This is a genomic window from Vibrio rumoiensis 1S-45 (assembly GCF_000286955.2).
Classification (GTDB): domain Bacteria; phylum Pseudomonadota; class Gammaproteobacteria; order Enterobacterales; family Vibrionaceae; genus Vibrio; species Vibrio rumoiensis_A.
The window spans coordinates 1-16,558 of the sequence record NZ_AJYK02000082.1; the positions used below are offsets into that span (position 1 = coordinate 1).

The 16,558-nt window shown below is 42.8% G+C and carries 13 protein-coding genes and 1 pseudogene; 5 read left to right on the forward strand and 9 right to left on the reverse strand.

Annotated features, from left to right (window positions below; genetic code table 11):
- The first annotated feature begins 107 nt into the window (after positions 1-107).
- A complete protein-coding gene (locus A1QC_RS10800) occupies positions 108-1,355 on the forward strand; it encodes a hypothetical protein (RefSeq protein ID WP_017025824.1) in 1,248 nt (415 codons plus the stop codon).
- A 65-nt stretch (positions 1,356-1,420) separates the two neighbouring features.
- Here the strand turns inward: A1QC_RS10800 and A1QC_RS10805 are convergent, their stop codons facing one another.
- The gene (locus A1QC_RS10805; RefSeq protein ID WP_017025825.1) at positions 1,421-3,964 is read right to left on the reverse strand and encodes an Ig-like domain-containing protein; all 2,544 of its coding nucleotides are present in this window, start codon (positions 3,962-3,964) and stop codon (positions 1,421-1,423) included.
- A gap of 429 nt (positions 3,965-4,393) precedes the next feature.
- Between A1QC_RS10805 and A1QC_RS15720 the strand changes: the two are divergent.
- The 3 genes and pseudogenes from A1QC_RS15720 to A1QC_RS10825 all read left to right on the forward strand — a co-directional run bounded on the left by A1QC_RS15720 (position 4,394) and on the right by A1QC_RS10825 (position 7,301).
- Positions 4,394-5,388 (forward strand): annotated as a pseudogene (locus A1QC_RS15720) (surface lipoprotein assembly modifier).
- Positions 5,389-5,407: 19 nt separating this feature from the next.
- Positions 5,408-5,770 (forward strand): hypothetical protein, encoded by a 363-nt coding sequence (locus A1QC_RS10820; RefSeq protein WP_017025826.1) that lies wholly within the window; start codon positions 5,408-5,410, stop codon positions 5,768-5,770.
- 61 nt (positions 5,771-5,831) lie between these two features.
- Complete coding sequence (locus A1QC_RS10825; RefSeq protein WP_017025827.1) at positions 5,832-7,301, forward strand: PepSY-associated TM helix domain-containing protein; 1,470 nt, start codon at positions 5,832-5,834, stop codon at positions 7,299-7,301.
- Positions 7,302-7,412: 111 nt separating this feature from the next.
- On the opposite strand, the gene A1QC_RS10830 is transcribed toward A1QC_RS10825, so the two are convergent.
- The 4 genes from A1QC_RS10830 to tsaA form a co-directional block, all read right to left on the reverse strand.
- A complete protein-coding gene (locus tag A1QC_RS10830) occupies positions 7,413-7,601 on the reverse strand; it encodes a DUF4250 domain-containing protein (protein WP_017025828.1) in 189 nt (62 codons plus the stop codon).
- A 21-nt stretch (positions 7,602-7,622) separates the two neighbouring features.
- Positions 7,623-7,826, reverse strand: a complete 204-nt coding sequence (locus tag A1QC_RS10835) for a YaeP family protein (protein WP_017025829.1) — start codon at positions 7,824-7,826, stop codon at positions 7,623-7,625.
- 121 nt (positions 7,827-7,947) lie between these two features.
- A complete protein-coding gene (locus tag A1QC_RS10840; RefSeq protein WP_017025830.1) occupies positions 7,948-9,663 on the reverse strand; it encodes a proline--tRNA ligase in 1,716 nt (571 codons plus the stop codon).
- Between the two features lie 116 nt (positions 9,664-9,779).
- Positions 9,780-10,517 (reverse strand): tRNA (N6-threonylcarbamoyladenosine(37)-N6)-methyltransferase TrmO, encoded by a 738-nt coding sequence (tsaA, locus tag A1QC_RS10845; RefSeq protein ID WP_017025831.1) that lies wholly within the window; start codon positions 10,515-10,517, stop codon positions 9,780-9,782.
- A gap of 382 nt (positions 10,518-10,899) precedes the next feature.
- Here tsaA and A1QC_RS10850 point away from each other — a divergent pair, with 382 nt between their 5' ends.
- Positions 10,900-12,489 (forward strand): AbgT family transporter, encoded by a 1,590-nt coding sequence (locus A1QC_RS10850; RefSeq protein WP_017025833.1) that lies wholly within the window; start codon positions 10,900-10,902, stop codon positions 12,487-12,489.
- A 94-nt stretch (positions 12,490-12,583) separates the two neighbouring features.
- Here the strand turns inward: A1QC_RS10850 and A1QC_RS10855 are convergent, their stop codons facing one another.
- From A1QC_RS10855 to metN, 4 genes are all read right to left on the reverse strand, one after another.
- On the reverse strand, positions 12,584-13,711 hold the full coding sequence (locus A1QC_RS10855; protein ID WP_017025834.1) for an acyl-CoA desaturase: 1,128 nt from the start codon (positions 13,709-13,711) through the stop codon (positions 12,584-12,586).
- Between the two features lie 201 nt (positions 13,712-13,912).
- Entirely contained in the window at positions 13,913-14,710 is a 798-nt protein-coding gene (gene metQ / locus A1QC_RS10860) for a methionine ABC transporter substrate-binding lipoprotein MetQ (RefSeq protein WP_017025835.1), read from the reverse strand.
- Between the two features lie 64 nt (positions 14,711-14,774).
- On the reverse strand, positions 14,775-15,458 hold the full coding sequence (locus A1QC_RS10865; RefSeq protein WP_017025836.1) for a methionine ABC transporter permease: 684 nt from the start codon (positions 15,456-15,458) through the stop codon (positions 14,775-14,777).
- Positions 15,448-16,482 (reverse strand): methionine ABC transporter ATP-binding protein MetN, encoded by a 1,035-nt coding sequence (gene metN / locus A1QC_RS10870; protein ID WP_017025837.1) that lies wholly within the window; start codon positions 16,480-16,482, stop codon positions 15,448-15,450. Before metN ends, A1QC_RS10865 begins: the two co-directional genes overlap by 11 nt.
- Positions 16,483-16,558: the final 76 nt, after the last annotated feature.

Genomic DNA, 16,558 nt, shown 5'->3' on the forward strand with positions numbered 1-16,558 from the left:
CCCCCCCCCCCCCCCCCCCCCCGACTGGGGGGCTGTAATTGTAATTACTATCAACTAGGCTTTCATTGAAATTGACATTACCATGACAAATCAAAGGAAGGTATAGCATGATAAAGTTTGGGGTGTACAGCGTATTACTAGCTTGCGGGTTGTTATTAACCGCTTGTGGTAGTGATGATGATTCAACGGCAGCGTCGAGTAGTGAACTATCAACAGGTGTATTTGTGGATGCAGCTGTCGGAGGGGTAGATTATACAACGGATACTCAGCAAGGAATTACCAATGAAAAGGGTGAGTTTGATTATATTGAGGGTGAGGACGTTACATTTTCTATTGGCGATTTAGTTTTTCCTTCAGTAAAAGCAGAAGAGACAATTACTCCGCTTGAAATTTCGGGGACAGATGACATAAATAACAATCAGGTGATTAATATGATCAGGTTGTTGATTAGCTTGGATAAAGATGGTGATCCTAGCAATGGGATTACAATTACTGAATCGGCTAAAGCTTCTGCAACTGTTGTTAACTTTGACTTGCCTGTAGAGGAATTCGCTGAATCAGCGGCTGTAGTTGGAATCATTTCTAATGCAGGTCAGGATACACCAATACAAACTCTCGTGAGTGTTGAAGCTGCAAAGGCTCACTTCCAAGAATCGTTAGATAAGATTAAAGATAGTTCTACAGAGTATGCCGAATATGCTGGTATGTATGATTTTTCGGATCACGAAGATGGTTGGGGAGAGATCATTGTTTTTTATGCTAATGGAAGTTACTTAAATATTAGTTATGATATTGACCCTGAGTATATTGAAGATAATGGTATGGAGTATGGTGATTTTGAGATTGCAGGTAATCAATTAAAAGCAACAGTAAAAACTGATACTAATGGAGGACTCGGACTCAGCGATGTCACACTAACTAATGTTGAAATCAATGATACAACATTGAGTATGACTGCGACAGATGAAGAAGGAACAGAAGAAGTTGAGGTAACAAAAGCGAGCTTAACTCAGCCAATTACAGGAAGTTGGTATGCACAAAATGATTCCGTAAGCTTTAATTTTATGCCTGATGGTTATTATTATTTTGCCCAACTTATTGATAATGAAGCGGTAGAAGGGGAAGAGGGCAATATAGGCATTGAAGCCGGAACCTATACGTTTACGGATGGGCTTTTAATCTTGAGTGCGCCTTTAATGGATACATCTGGCAGTTCCTTAATGTCAGATGAGGGAAATCAATCAAACATTACATCGTCGATAATCAGCGAGAATGGCCAAACATTAACGATTGTATTGGATAGCAATGATCCCGATGAAGGGGAAGTTACAGTTGTTTTTACTCGCAAGCTGTAAATAAATAGTAAATAAAAATGCCAACTAATTTCAGTTAGTTGGCATTTTTGTTAGTAATACAATATTTACTGAGCGTTATTCATCGCGGTTAATTTCGCACCAATTGGCTTCGAGAAATTAAACCCATCGTATTCATCCCAATTAATTGACCATGTCATCACACCGCCAAAGTTAGGATATAACTTGGTTGGAACCACTGTGCTGCAATAATTTCCATAAGTCACACAATCTAATGCATTGGTAATATTCTGAGTGGGCGCTTGGCCAGAATTTGCTGATTGTGGGCCAGATGGTAAACCAAAGGCGACTTGATCATCACGCAGTGGAGAGAAGAAACTGCCATCAGCTAGTTCAAACCCTTCAACCAACATTTTGACAGACGCGACCATCATATCGACTGAACCTTCTGGAGCAGAACCTGCCATATATGGATTCGGTAAACCACCGTTGTTATACAGTTGAACGTGAAGCAAATCTAAGGTACTACGAACTTGGTCAATGATTGGGATATAAGCCCCCCAAATTCCCGTATATGCCACCATACCACCTTGAACATAAGGGTGTTCTGGTGCCATGGTGAGGTACATATCACCGCCAATGTTTTGTTCAATTTGCAGTAAAGCACGGCCTAAACGTGCTTGGATTTGCGAACCGTGCACTAATCCCGAACCACTTTCTAGATCCACATCTAAACCATCAAATCCCCATTCTTGAACAATTTTAGTCAAACTTGACACAAAGTGTTGCTCATCGAGATCTGTGTTTAGGGTGATAGTACCTTCCGCACCGCCCAGTGATAACACAAACACTTTGCCCTTAGCTTGTAAGTCAGCCATGTCTTGTTTGAATTTCACAGGATCAATCGCAGGACAATCACTGCGTATATCACTTTGGAATAAGTTGAAATGCACGGTGCCAGTACTGTTTGGATCGTTATCGGCAAAGGCAATATCAATCACATCCCAAGCGTCCGACATTTCAGATAGTGGAATTGGACAACCGGCTGGATTGACAAAGTTATGCCAGTAACCGATAAGCTTATGCGTCTTCGAATTTTTCTCGATCACGTTGACAGAGGTAGAGTCGGAATTGGCTTTGTTACCTTGATTATCGATCGCAGAGCTCGATATCGTGTAAGCACCAATCGCTGACGGTGTCCAATTTGCTGTGTATGGTGCGCTAGTATCTGTTGCAACAACAACGCCATTAACAAGGAAATCAACACTGCTAATAGTACCCGTTACGCTGGTGGCTTCAGCAACCAGTTGAACACTCTTACCTAACCCGATGGCGCCGCCTGAAGTTGGTGAGGTGAGTCGAGTGACTACTGGTTGATCGCTGACTGTCACCTGAGAAAGCGATTCAGATTGGTTGTTTTCATTGTCGGTGGCGATGGCTTTAATCAAGTTTGAGCCGACCGTTGTTGCTGCCCATAACACACTGTAAGGTTCTTGCGTATCAATCCCTAAACTGGTGCCATTGGCAAAGAATTCAATGCCAGTAATACTGCCATCAGGATCGCTGGCTTGCGCAGTCACGGTGATATCACTTCCTGCAAGAACCACACTGCCATCTTGTGGAGAAGTAAGGGAGACGGTTGGAGGTGTCGTACATAACCCTAGTCCGGTCCAAGCGTCTTGCCAGTGTTCGCCTTGGCCGGGCGCGTAAGCCCATGATGAGCTAGAGGAGCACCAACCCGCAACATCACATTGGTATTTCTGGTTGTCGGACTGCACGAGTTGGCCTGCGCTGTACGAGGTACCAGCAGAGTAAATGGCGACGTCACCACAACCGCCTGTTGCAGGTGCATCAACTTGAATAGTGATGCTATTGCTTGAAGTCGTAGCATCTTTGTCATCGGTGGCATTTGCTTTTAGTGTGTGCTCACCGGATGTGGCTACCCATTGATGTTCAAAAGGTTCACTGGTATCGGTTGCCACTAATTGATTATCAACATAGAACTCGACTTTTGCCACGTAACCATCACTGTCTGAGGCCGTTGCCACTAAGGTGATATTATCATTGAGCTGCACATTATCTTGCGAGGTAGGGCTGACTAAGCTAATGCTTGGCGCAACATTATTACTCGTGCCTTGAACGGCGATCAATACCGATTTGGTTGTGCTTTTTCCTTTATCATCACTGGCGGTCATCGTAATGGTATCTGTACCCATCACTGCGACCCAATCGAGTTGATAAGGGGCTGCGGTCACTTTCCCTAAAGAGGAGTCATTCGCAAAAAATTCCACATAATCAATGCTGCCATCGGGATCGCTAGCATCCGCTTTTAACGTGATGGTTGACCCTTCGGTGATTTGCGCCAGATTTAAAGGTGAGATAATGCTTAAAGAAGGGGCTTGGTTGCCATCTGTTGCATCACATTGACCTAAGTCTTTCCATTCTTGCCAAGAACCAGAGTATTCAGCCGGAGAGTGACCTTGTGTCCACCATTGTGCTTGATAGGCATTGTCATTTTGTTGAACTTGCGAGCCACCATTGTAGGCTTTCTCTGTTTGCCAAACAGGGAAAGTGCTGCAATCTATTGCATAGGCTTGCTGGCTTAACACGATTGCCGCGGTAACAGCACTGTAAAGTAACGTCCTTTTCATATATCCATCCTAAACTAAGTGATGATGTTCTTTCGCATAATGAAATTGATACACCTTTCATATTTCAGGGGGATAAAACACCCATTATGTTTGGCATGCTTTCTTTATGCTTCAAACAACAGTTTTTTTAATACGCCATTATTTATTAGCGGATAAGGATGCTTTTTATGTATTTATTTTGTTAGAGGTGGATAACTTTCAGCGCATATCTCGACTTGTTGTTCGTGTGGATTTATTTCATTTTATTATTTCGGCAAGCGTCACATTGAAATCGATTTGTTGTATGCCTCAATCTTTTACATTAAGTCAGCAGAAGCAAGAAATAAGAGTTATAACTATGTTATCAATACAAAAATAGTAGTTGCCACATTAATGAAGCGGTGTATTAATAGTGAAGTCGTGAATGATAAGTGCAGCCAGGGTAAAATAATGAACATAAAAGAAGTGGGTTTATTAAGCAGCATTGGGTTATTTTCTTTTGCAGCTCAAGCGCAAGATGAGCTAAAAGGAAAATGGCAGCCTGGCTTTTCTGGAAGTGCGACCTTTATTGTAGGCGCGGTAGAATCAAATTCTCAAGAAAACTCTGGCAATGAAACAATCAATTCTCTTGATGAAAAAGCTGAAAAGACCACTGAAACCTTTGTGTTTCCTATTGCTGCCAGTAATCTCAACTATACCTTTTCAAGTGGTAACCAAAGAGTTTTTATTGGTACCAGCAATTCGGACATTGCTCTAGGAAGGCCTCATGTTGAAGTCGGATACCGACAACATGTTGAGAATATTGGCACTTTTGGTTTCATGTATATTCCAGGAGTAGTGCCAACAACTACGTGGGAAGATCCATTTTTAGTGGGTAAAAAAGACAAGAAACCGACCGTCGAATTAATGGTTTTCGTTTTCAATATAATGACATTCTTGATACACATTTTTCCCTTGAAGTATCTGCCGGACAAAAAGAGTTAGATAATGAATCCAGCGGCAGCCAATATTCCCCTGAAATTCAAGAACAATTGAACCGAAATGGTGATATTTACTATACTGAACTCTCACACTTAGATCCTATTTCAAGTACCTTCTTTTTACGCAGTTCGGCTTCTTTTCTTCGCCAAGATACAGAAGGGGCAGCCATGACTTCTGATACTTATACCGCTCAATTAGCCATATTAAAATTGTTTAAACGTTCGAGTGTAACCTTTAGTGCCAAATATAAGTTTTCTGATTTTGATGAAATCCATCCTATCTTTTTAGTTTCTCGTCAAGATAACTCAATTGGTCTGCTTTCAACTTATGTGTATAAAAATGCTTTTGGAGTGAAAGGTATAGGGCTTGCTTTAGCGGCAGGTTACAGTCATAACGAATCAAGCATAGATTTTTATACTTACGATAGCCTGCTAGTTTCTGCTGGCGTGAGTTACTCCTTTTAACTTGTGAATATCTGTTGTCATGAGCGCGTTATCTGATTCGATTAAATTAATGATGGCTAAGTTATGGCTTGTCTGCTGGCTATTGCTTGCAGCGATGCCTGTTGTGAATGCCCATAGCGGTACGAATGGCGTATGGGAAACGCTGTGTACTTTAAATGGCTTTAAGTTAGTACAAATCGAAGGTGAAGCTGATGATATTCAACCAGTAGCAGGATCTCATTGTGTTTTCGCTCATCTGCTTGTCACCCAAGCTGTGATTGCCAAGCCATATTTTATCTTTCAACCATTTCAGCATATTCGTATTCAGCGTAATCACGTTGATATACCTTCTTATCATTATCGGTTTGAGGCTCCTCCCAGAGCGCCGCCAGCCCTTTCTTAGATCTCTATTACTTAGTCATTAAACATAATGACTGTCTCTAATTATGATTTAAGGAAAATTCATGTTTTCTACTCCTCAAGCAGTGGATGCCACTGGGGCGGATGCCGCTCAATCCAAAAAAACATTTTACTTTATGGCGTGGCGTTGGCATTTTTATGCGGGTTTATTTGTTGTGCCTTTTATGATCATGCTGGCGTTAACTGGGCTAGTGATGCTTTATGGCAACACCATTGAAGACATTCGCTATCAATCGATTATTCAAGTGACGCCAAGTGAAACTCTCACGGCTCCTTCTTTACAATTAAGCCAAGTTCAACAGCACTTTCCAGATAGTACGATTAAAGAATTTATCCCTTCTCACCAAGCGGATCAGGCCAATCGTTTTGCCATCGTTAAACCCGATGGCAGTGGTTGGTTTGTGCTCGTAAATCAGTACAGCGCAGCGATTCAAGGGGAGATAAGCCGAGATAATTTATATGCATTAGCCAATGATATTCATGGTTCACTATTGATAGGCGATATGGGGGACCGACTGGTTGAGACGGCAGCGAGCTTAGCTATCGTGTTACTGATGACCGGTTTATACATGTGGTGGCCGAGAGACAATGCCAGTAAGGCTGGTTTTTTCAAGCTGCGTTTAAGCAGTGGTAAAAGGATATTTTGGCGAGATTTGCATACGAATATTGGTGGTGTTACGTCGATCTTTTTATTGTTCTTTTTGATCACTGGGTTATCGTGGGCGGGAATTTGGGGTGGAAAAATGGTGCAAGCGTGGTCGAGTTTTCCTGAGGCCAAATATGACAATATTCCTCTATCAAAACAAACTCACGCAAGTATGAATCATGGAGCGACAGAAGAAGTACCATGGAATTTAGAACAAGTACCAATGCCTGTCTCTCAAGTACCGACATCTGAACAAGATGCGGGACAAGAAGTATCAAAGCATAGTGGTCATGGCGCAATTTCTCCTCAATCGCATTATGCTATTCATGCTCATGAGCTCAATGCTATTGTCGAAAAAGGTCAGCAACTGGGTTTTGGCTATTTTCGGGTTCGTTTCCCGCAAGATGCCACTGGCGTATATACCTTATCGGCCGATACCATGAGTGGTGATATTAGCAACCCAACTCAAGATCGCACGGTTCATATTGATCAATATTCCAAGCAGATCATTATTGATTTTAATTGGAATGAATATTCTCCTATGGCGAAATTTATGGCTGCTGGGATTGCTTTCCATGAGGGAGACATTGGCTTATGGAATAAAGCGCTGAATACCGCTTTATGCTTATTCTTCATTTTTATTGCAGTGAGTGGTGTGGTGATGTGGTGGCTAAGAAAGCCCACAGGTCAAATGCGTCTAGTACCGCCACCATTACCTAAAAATAGCCAATTATGGAAGCGTGGTGCAGTGGTGATGGTCGTGACCGCTATCGTTTTTCCAATGGCTGGAATCGCAATTGTCTCGATGATGTTACTTGATTTTATCCTGCTCTCTCGAGTACCGAGTTTGGCAAGGTTAGTGAAGTAAGCTTTTAATCTAGAATGCCAAATAAAGCCGTATGGGGCTAATCACTGTACGGTTTTATTGGAGATACCTAGGTGAATTCTGCACCTTGAAGTTACTTGGGTATAGAATATATTACCGAAACTGCTTCACTTCAGGTAAGTAATCAAACCCAGCTGCCGCTAATTTATTAACCAGCTTTTGCTGATCGATATCGAAAAATTTAGTGAGGTTTTCTAAGTCGCCAAATTCATCGCGGATCTTCATATTCACGATGCTCATCAACATGATGGGATCCATGGTTTCAAAGTTTGCTAAGTTCATCTTGGCTCCTCCTATTTAATATTAATCTTCAAAGTCTGAAATCAATAGATTGGCTGCAGCAAACGCAGCGCGTTCACGGGTTTCTTTTGGTAGGCTTTCATCGGCCGCGATATCGTTAAAGGTTTTTACCGCGCAGGTAATGGCTTGAGGAATATAACCTTGATCGCCACTGCCAATTTGAGCGTATAACTCACGGACGAGATTACAGCAGTCGTATATTTTCACAAAATACCTCGATAAAAAAAGGCGAACCTAAATTCGCCTTTAAACACATGAAATAGCGCGTCATTCCAAACCTGAGCCTAGGCGAAAATGGTTCGGAATTTCGCGTTTATATTACACTGGCTTATTTCATTTGAGCCTTGATGTGCTCAACAATATCCGTCATGGCAATCGATACTTTGTCACCGTCACGACGGTTTTTGTACTCGAAATTGCCTTCATCGATGCTGCGATCACCGATCACCACCGTATGAGGCACACCGATTAGCTCGATGTCTTTAAACATCACGCCCGGGCGTTCTTTACGATCATCGAATAAAACGTCAATGCCCATTGCGGTCAGGTCGGCATACAGTTTTTCTGCAGCTTCCTGTACGCGTGGTGATTTTTGCATGTTCATTGGAACAATAGCCACTTGGAATGGTGCTAATGCTTCTGGCCAGATAATGCCTGAATCATCGTGGTTTTGCTCAATCGCGGCGGCCACAACACGCGTCACCCCGATGCCGTAACAACCCATTTCAAGAATGACATTTTTACCATCTGGACCAAGCACGCCACAGTTCATCTTCTCAGAATAGTTTTTACCTAACTGGAAGATGTGACCGACTTCAATGCCGCGTTTTAGCATTAAGGTGCCTTGACCACATGGGCTTGGATCACCTTCAACAACGTTACGTAAATCTTCAACTTGACCAAGTTGAACGTCACGATCCCAGTTAATACCGAAGTAGTGTTTACCGTCGATGTTAGCGCCTGCGCCAAAGTCACTCATTACCGCGACAGAGCGATCAACAATGAAAGGAAGCTCAAGACCAACTGGGCCTAAAGAGCCTGCACCTGCACCGATTAAGTTGCGCATTTCTTCTTCGCTCGCCATTTCTAGCGGAGACGCCACTTGCGGTAAGTTTTCCGCTTTGATTTCGTTGAGTTCGTGATCGCCACGGATGATCAATGCCACGATAGGCGCATCGATTTCGTCTGAAGCTTTAACGAATAAAGTTTTAACGGTTTTTTCAATCGCCAGACCGTGTTGCTCAACCAATTCAGCAATGGTTTTGGCATTGGGTGTATCCACCAAGGTCATTTCTTGTGTTGGGGCTGCGCGTTCTTGCGCTGGTGCTAGTGCTTCTGCTTTTTCGATGTTGGCTGCGTAGTCAGACTCTGTAGAGAATACGATGAGGTCTTCGCCGCTTTCTGCTAATACGTGGAATTCTTGAGAGCCGTTACCACCGATAGCGCCGCTATCTGCAAGTACTGGACGGTAATCTAAGCCCATGCGGTCGAACGCTTTACAATAAGCATCGTGCATTGCATCGTAAGATTGTTGTAAGCCATCTTTGTCGATGTCGAAGCTGTAAGCGTCCATCATTGAAAATTCGCGCGAACGCATTACACCAAAGCGTGGGCGACGTTCATCACGGAATTTCGTTTGGATTTGGTATAGGTTCAATGGAAGTTGTTTGTAAGAGCTAACTTCATTTCGCACAAGGCTTGTGATCACTTCTTCTGCGGTTGGGCTAAGTACAAATGGACGCATATGACGGTCGGTAAAACGAAGCAGTTCTGGCCCCATTTTTTCGCTGCGACCTGTTTCTTCCCATAGCTCAAACGGTTGAACAACGGGCATCAAGGTTTCAATCGCACCGGCATTATCGATTTCTTGACGAATGATCGTTTCAACTTTACGCAGCACACGCAGACCAGTTGGAAGCCAAGTGTAAAGACCTGAAGCCAGTTTACGGATCATACCTGCACGTAGCATCAGCTGGTGGCTGATCACTTCGGCATCGTTTGGAGTTTCTTTCAATGTAGAAAGAAGGTATTTGCTGGTGCGCATTTTTGTACCCGCTTGTTTAATGTATTAAGAAAAAATAGGTTGTCACTCAGTTTAGATTGTCGATAAATGTGCTGAATGACAATTTAGCCCGTAATAATAGCAGTACAGGCCGTATCTCAAAAGCGTTCAATTGAGGTTACATGGATGAAATTACGATTTACATCCGTTATTGCCGATGTTGAGTCTGTTTCAACTTTAAATTTGACGTTCAAATCAAATAAATGAGTTGCGTATTCTTTGTCGTCGGCTTTGTTTTTCTTATACGCCGGGCGTGGATCTTGTCCCAAAACTTGCTCAATCACGTCTTGAATATGCTGACGCTGGGGGTGTGGTTGTAATGCCATTTGTGCGGCTGTTGAAAAGATCACCGGTAAAACCTCTGGAGTGCTTTCTGCAAAGCCGCCGCGAGCATCAGCAATGGAATCGGAGTAGGGAATGTACGGTTTGATATCGATAATCGGCGTGCCATTTACCAGATCCACACTGCCCAATTCAAGCCAAGTTTGGCTGCCTTCGTGTGTTATGCCTTTTAATTCCACCGCTGACATGCCAATGCCGTTTGGGCGAAAGGTTGAACGTGAGGCAAACACTCCAATTCGTTCATTGCCACCTAAGCGAGGCGGGCGAACGGTGGGCTTCCAACCGGCAGCAAGATTTTGATCAAATAAAAACAATAACCATACATGGCTAAATTGTTCGATTCCTCGAACCGCTTCAGGTGAATTCGCATCGCCAATTAACTGGATTCTCGCGCTCGCACTAGGAGCAAGTCGAGGTTGCCTTGGCACGGAGAATTTTTCTTTGTAAGGGCTATGGATACGGCCGATTGGTTCAATGGTGTAAGGCATGGTCATTACTGTCGCTATGAATATTAAGCCAATAATAACGTGTCTTGATGGTGGTCGGTAGTAAAAGCGTGAACAGGCCTTCAATTAATAGAGGCATACGTTCTCAAGAAAACGACTTCTCAAAATGCTGATAATTAAGCATATATATTCAAATATGGAATCTTATTTATTTATGCAAACCAAGTGAATATAAATTAGATTTAATCTTGTATGTTATTGATGGTGTGGTTTTCCATGCTTACTTCTTCAAATTGTTTAATGTAAAGTTTCGCATTTGTTACAGTCATTAACATTTTATGCTTTTTTGATCTGAGTCGGTTAACGTACCCTGTCGGCCATTTTGTTGTAGCAGTGAGGAATCACTGAAGTCATTGACTAGGAGGGCACGATGACAACATCCATCTCGAGCAAGCAACCAAGCTCGAAAAAAACACTCTTTACTCGCTTTTTAGATTCAGTTGAATATTTAGGCAACTTACTTCCACACCCAATCACTTTGTTTGCTATTTTTTGTGTGGCAATTTTAATTTCATCGGGGATTGCAGGCTATTTTGGCGTATCCGTTGTCGATCCTCGTCCAGAAGGCGCGAATGGTCGTTCTGCCGATGGCATCATTCATGTTGTTAGTTTACTTAATGCCGAAGGCTTACAACTGATCGTGACGAATTTAGTGAAGAATTTCACAGGGTTTGCACCGTTAGGTACGGTACTAGTTGCGATGTTAGGTGTAGCGATTGCTGAACACTCTGGCCTGTTGTCTGCGGCTATGCGTAGCATGGTGATGGGCGCCTCTAAGCGTATGGTGACATTCACCGTTATCTTTGCTGGTATCATTTCCAATACCGCTTCAGAGCTTGGTTATGTCGTGTTAATTCCACTGGCTGCCATGTTATTCCATTCCTTAGGTCGTCACCCATTAGCGGGCCTTGCAGCTGCATTCGCAGGTGTATCGGGCGGTTATTCTGCTAACTTATTAATTGGGACAGTTGATCCTCTGTTATCGGGTATTACCGAATCAGCGGCTCAAATGATCGATCCTGCGTACACGGTTGGTCCAGAAGTAAACTGGTACTTCATGTTTGTATCGACCTTCTTTATCGCAATTGTGGGTGCTTTTGTTACCGAAAAAATTGTTGAGCCTAAATTGGGTGAATACAATGTAGAGCAAGCATCGGAAGATTTATCACAAGATAAAATGGGTATGCTAACGGATGTTGAAAAGAAAGGCCTAAAAATGGCGGGCTTGGCAACGTTGGTCGTGAGTGCATTATTGGCATGGACGATCGTCCCAGAAAGTGGTGTATTGCGTAATCCAGTCACGGGTGAAGTGGCCGGTTCTCCATTCTTAAAGAGTATTGTTGCTTTCATCTTTGTTTTCTTTGCTATTCCGGGTTTTGTGTACGGTAAAGTGACTGGCAGCATGAAGAATGATCGCGATGTGATTAATGCGATGTCTAAATCAATGTCTTCAATGGGCATGTATATCGTCTTGGTGTTCTTTGCTGCGCAATTTGTGGCGTTCTTTAAGTGGACCAACTTTGGTCAAGTGTTTGCGGTTGGCGGAGCTGACTTCTTACAGACTATTGGTTTAACTGGCCCTGCTTTATTCTTTGCGTTTATCGTTATGTGTGGCTTTATTAACTTAATGATCGGTTCGGCGTCTGCTCAATGGGCAGTAACGGCACCTATCTTTATTCCAATGTTAATGTTGGTGGGTTATGCGCCAGAAACCATTCAAGCGGCGTACCGCATTGGTGATTCAGTCACTAACTTAATCACCCCTATGATGAGCTATTTTGGCTTGATTTTAGCGGTGGCTTCTCGTTATGTGAAGAACTTAGGCATTGGTACCTTAATTGCGACCATGTTGCCTTACACACTATGCTTCTTAGTCGGTTGGAGCTTATTGTTCTATATTTGGGTGTTCGTATTTGGTTTACCAGTTGGCCCTGGTGCTGCAACCTATTACACACCGTAAAGTCGATACTCTTAACATTTGAATATATGGCTTTAATAATAAAAAATACCCAAGCGAAGTGCTTGGGTATTTTTTTATCCGAGAAACTTAATTGTTACGCATATTGCTTCATCAGCATTTGCCACTGCTGCTGTTGCTGTTTGAAGTGTTGCTGTATTTTCTGGTAACGAACTTTTAAAACAGCGTGTTCATATTGTTCCATTAATTGCTGCTTCTTATTACTCATCAATTGTTTTTTCAATTCATAATATTCAGTCATTTGCAGAATCAATGCATCATATTCTTTGTGCATGCGCTCAGCGAGATCATGGTGATCAGGCAAGTGACGAATTTTTTGTTTGGTGTCGTTGAGCAATTGTAGGGCTTTGGCTTTTTCGATCTTTTCTGCTGGAGTAATACGCAGTTTTCCAGCCAACTTTAACCAAGTACAAGTACGAATTAGCCATTTCGTTGGATCGTATTGCCACCAATAAATACCATTACGGTAGTCATTTTCGAAAATATGGTGGAAATTATGATAACCCTCACCAAAAGTCAGCACCGCTAAAATACCATTATCACGCGCGGTATTTTTGTTGGTGTACGGTTGGCTACCCCAAATGTGCGCGAGCGAGTTGATAAAGAAAGTGGTGTGGTGGTTTAACACTAAACGTACAGCACCAATCATCAGTAACATGCCAATAATGTCATGGTAGATAACGCCTAATATAATAGGTACGCCTAGGTTCATCAATAAAGCCAGTGGCACGTAGTATTTATGTTGCCACATGACGATCTTTTCTTTTTGTAGATCGCGGCAATTAGAGTAATCAGAATATTGTTCTGGTGTTTGATAGTGACGCAACATCCAGCCTATGTGTGAAAACCAAAAGCCACGTTTAGCGGAATAGGGGTCTTTGTCGTTATTATCAACATGGCGGTGATGAACACGATGATCCGACGACCAATGTAGTGCACTATTTTGTAGAGCAAACGCGCCGCCGAGCGCAAAGATAAAACGCAGAGACCAATGGGCTTGATAGGTACGGTGCGACCACAAGCGGTGATAGCCTGCTGTAATGCATAGATTACAGAAACTAAAAGTTAACAGTAGCCACACCCAGTGAGCGACACCTATGCCATTAAAGATAAAATAAATAGGGGCAACAACTGCTGCTAGTAGCATACTGCTGGCGAAGATGACGACATTCAACCAGATGATTGGGGGACGTTGTGTTTTCATAAAGACACTTATTATTTCAGACTACAAGTGTGCGCTAGAATATCGAGCTTACATCTGTAAGTCTAGTCGGCAGTGTGAATAATCGGATCTGGGTGGCATGAATTATTTGTTTCAAGGTTTTACTGGGAGAGATTAAAGGCTATGAAACGTAAAAGGGCAGCCGAAGCCACCCTTTAAAGTTTATGGTGAGAAAGGTCAGTATTACCAGCCTTTAACAACACCACCGTTAAACAGTTTTTTCGCCGCTTCGTAAACTTCTTCTGTTTGGTAAGCTTTTACAAAGTTTTTCACGTTTTCACTGTCGGCATTGTCTTCACGAGCCACAATAAGGTTAGTGTATGGTGATTCTTTGTTTTCAACAAAAATACCGTCTTTTTCTGGCGATAGGTTAATGCTGCTAGCGTAAGTGGTGTTGATGATAGCGAGTGCAACATCTTGTAGAGAGTTAGGAAGTTGTGGAGCTTCGAGCTCAACAAAATCTAACTTCTTAGGGTTGTCGATAACATCAAGAGGCGTCGCTTGTAAGCCAGACTCTTTGCTTAGCTTTATCAAACCTTGTGCTTGAAGCAATAATAAAGCGCGACCTTCATTCGTTGGATCGTTTGGAATCGCAATGCTGTCGCCTTTTTTCAACTCATCAAGAGATTTAATTTTTTTAGAGTAAGCCGCAATTGGGTAAACAAAGGTGTTACCAACAGGTTTGATTTTGTAACCACGGTCTTTAATTTGTTGATCAAGATATGGCAAATGCTGGAATGCATTTGCGTCAATCGAACCATCGTCTAGAGCTGCATTTGGAATAACGTAATCTGAGAAGATCGTTAGTTTTACGTCTAGGTTGTATTTTTCTTTCGCCACTTTTGCCGCGACTTCAGCCACTTGTGCTTCTGCACCGGCAATCACACCTACATTGATAGTGTTGTCGGCAGCATTGGCTGTTCCGGCTAAAAGTAGTGAGGTTGTGATAGCAGCTGCGCTGAATAAGCTCTTCAATTTCATAGTATTTTCCATATATAAATGAGTTTTGAATGATGTTGATTTTAAGGTGTTGCTTGACGTTCTCTTAGCGGTGATCAACGCGACTTGCGATCTTATCCCCGACCATTTGAATAATTTGTACCACGATAACTAATAGCACCACAGTGATAAACATGATGTCTGGTTGGTAACGTTGGTAACCATAACGCATGGCTACATCACCTAAACCACCGCCGCCGACTGTGCCCGCCATAGCGGAATAGCTGACTAGGGTGACCAAAGTGATGGTGACAGTATTGACGATAGAAGGCAGAGCCTCTGGTAGCAATACTTTACTTATAATTTGCAGTGGACTTGCGCCCATCGATTGCGCCGCTTCAACTAAGCCACTTGGTACTTCGACTAACGCGCTTTCCACTAAGCGAGCTATAAAAGGAATAGCGCCAACGGTTAATGGGACAATCGCTGCGGTTGTGCCGATGAACTTACCAATTAATAGCGTAGTAAAAGGAATGATTGCCACCATGAGCACTAGGAAAGGCACCGAGCGACCAATATTGATAATCGCGCCGAGCACTAAATTCACTAAACGATTTTGCAGCAGTCCACCTTTTTTGGTGATGTGCAAAATAACGCCCATTGGAATTCCGACCAAAAAGCCGATTAAGCCTGCAACGCCCACCATGTAGAGGGTTTCCCACGTAGCACCCCAAATAAGACGAAAAGTGCGGTGATCGTAATACCAATCCATGATGTGATCATAAAACATAGCCAAGTACCTCGACTTTAATATTGTGTTCTTTTAAGAAAGACATTGCTTGCTCTGCTTGCTGAGCTTCGCCGAAAAATTCTGCGACCATTAAGCCAAAGCGAACGCCACCGGCATAATCGATATCGGAACTTAAAATACTGACATCGACATTAAATTTGCGCGACAGTTGGCTTATCACGGGAGCATCAACCGAAGCGCCCGTAAATTCTAAGCGAACAAGCGGTACCGAACCTTCAACTTGAGTGGTCTGCAATCGAGCCTTGTAGTCATCTGGAATCGACAGATCGAGCGTAGAGCGGATGAATTCTTGTGCGAGTTCGGTTTTAGGGTGCGCAAAAATATCGCTGACTAAGCCCTGTTCAACCAATAAACCACCGCCGATGATCGCCACTTTGTCACAGATGTTTTTCACCACATCCATTTCGTGAGTGATGATCAAAATAGTCAGATTAAGCTGTTTATTAATGGTTTTAAGCAATTCTAAAATAGATTTGGTGGTCGCCGGATCAAGCGCACTGGTCGCTTCATCACAAAGTAATACTTTGGGTTCAGAGGCGAGCGCACGAGCGATGGCAACACGTTGTTTTTGTCCACCACTTAAATTTGCTGGGTAAGTATCGCGTTTATCGGATAAACCGACTAATTCAAGTAATTCAGTTACTCGTTGGTTGATTTTACTTGAAGATACATTCGCTAGCTCTAAAGGAAGCGCGATGTTGTCAAACACACTGCGAGAAGAAAGCAAGTTAAAGTGTTGAAATATCATACCGATATTGCGGCGTGCTTGGCTGAGTTCTTTTGATGATAACTTAGTGAGATCAACACCATCGACAATCACTTCACCCGATGTTGGTGCTTCTAGCATATTTACACAGCGAATAAGGGTACTTTTACCCGCACCCGATGAGCCGATAACGCCAAAGATTTCCCCTTGAGGAATGTGGAGATTAATGTCTACTAAAGCAGGGATCGCTTTGCTGCCTTGGTAAAACATCTTGTTGACTTGATTAATTTCAATCATTTAACAACCTGAATTGATAATACGTTCCATATATTCTTTTTGCATTGAGCGACTAACTCAGTGAAAAAGTGCATTG

Coding starts and splice junctions, on each gene's coding strand:
- A1QC_RS10800 (WP_017025824.1), top strand. CDS start 108: ATGATAAAGTTTGGGGTGTACAGCGTATTACTAGCTTGCGGGTTGTTA.
- A1QC_RS10805 (WP_017025825.1), bottom strand. CDS start 3,964: ATGAAAAGGACGTTACTTTACAGTGCTGTTACCGCGGCAATCGTGTTA.
- A1QC_RS10820 (WP_017025826.1), top strand. CDS start 5,408: ATGAGCGCGTTATCTGATTCGATTAAATTAATGATGGCTAAGTTATGG.
- A1QC_RS10825 (WP_017025827.1), top strand. CDS start 5,832: ATGTTTTCTACTCCTCAAGCAGTGGATGCCACTGGGGCGGATGCCGCT.
- A1QC_RS10830 (WP_017025828.1), bottom strand. CDS start 7,601: ATGAACTTAGCAAACTTTGAAACCATGGATCCCATCATGTTGATGAGC.
- A1QC_RS10840 (WP_017025830.1), bottom strand. CDS start 9,663: ATGCGCACCAGCAAATACCTTCTTTCTACATTGAAAGAAACTCCAAAC.
- tsaA (WP_017025831.1), bottom strand. CDS start 10,517: ATGACCATGCCTTACACCATTGAACCAATCGGCCGTATCCATAGCCCT.
- A1QC_RS10850 (WP_017025833.1), top strand. CDS start 10,900: ATGACAACATCCATCTCGAGCAAGCAACCAAGCTCGAAAAAAACACTC.
- A1QC_RS10855 (WP_017025834.1), bottom strand. CDS start 13,711: ATGAAAACACAACGTCCCCCAATCATCTGGTTGAATGTCGTCATCTTC.
- metQ (WP_017025835.1), bottom strand. CDS start 14,710: ATGAAATTGAAGAGCTTATTCAGCGCAGCTGCTATCACAACCTCACTA.
- A1QC_RS10865 (WP_017025836.1), bottom strand. CDS start 15,458: ATGTTTTATGATCACATCATGGATTGGTATTACGATCACCGCACTTTT.
- metN (WP_017025837.1), bottom strand. CDS start 16,482: ATGATTGAAATTAATCAAGTCAACAAGATGTTTTACCAAGGCAGCAAA.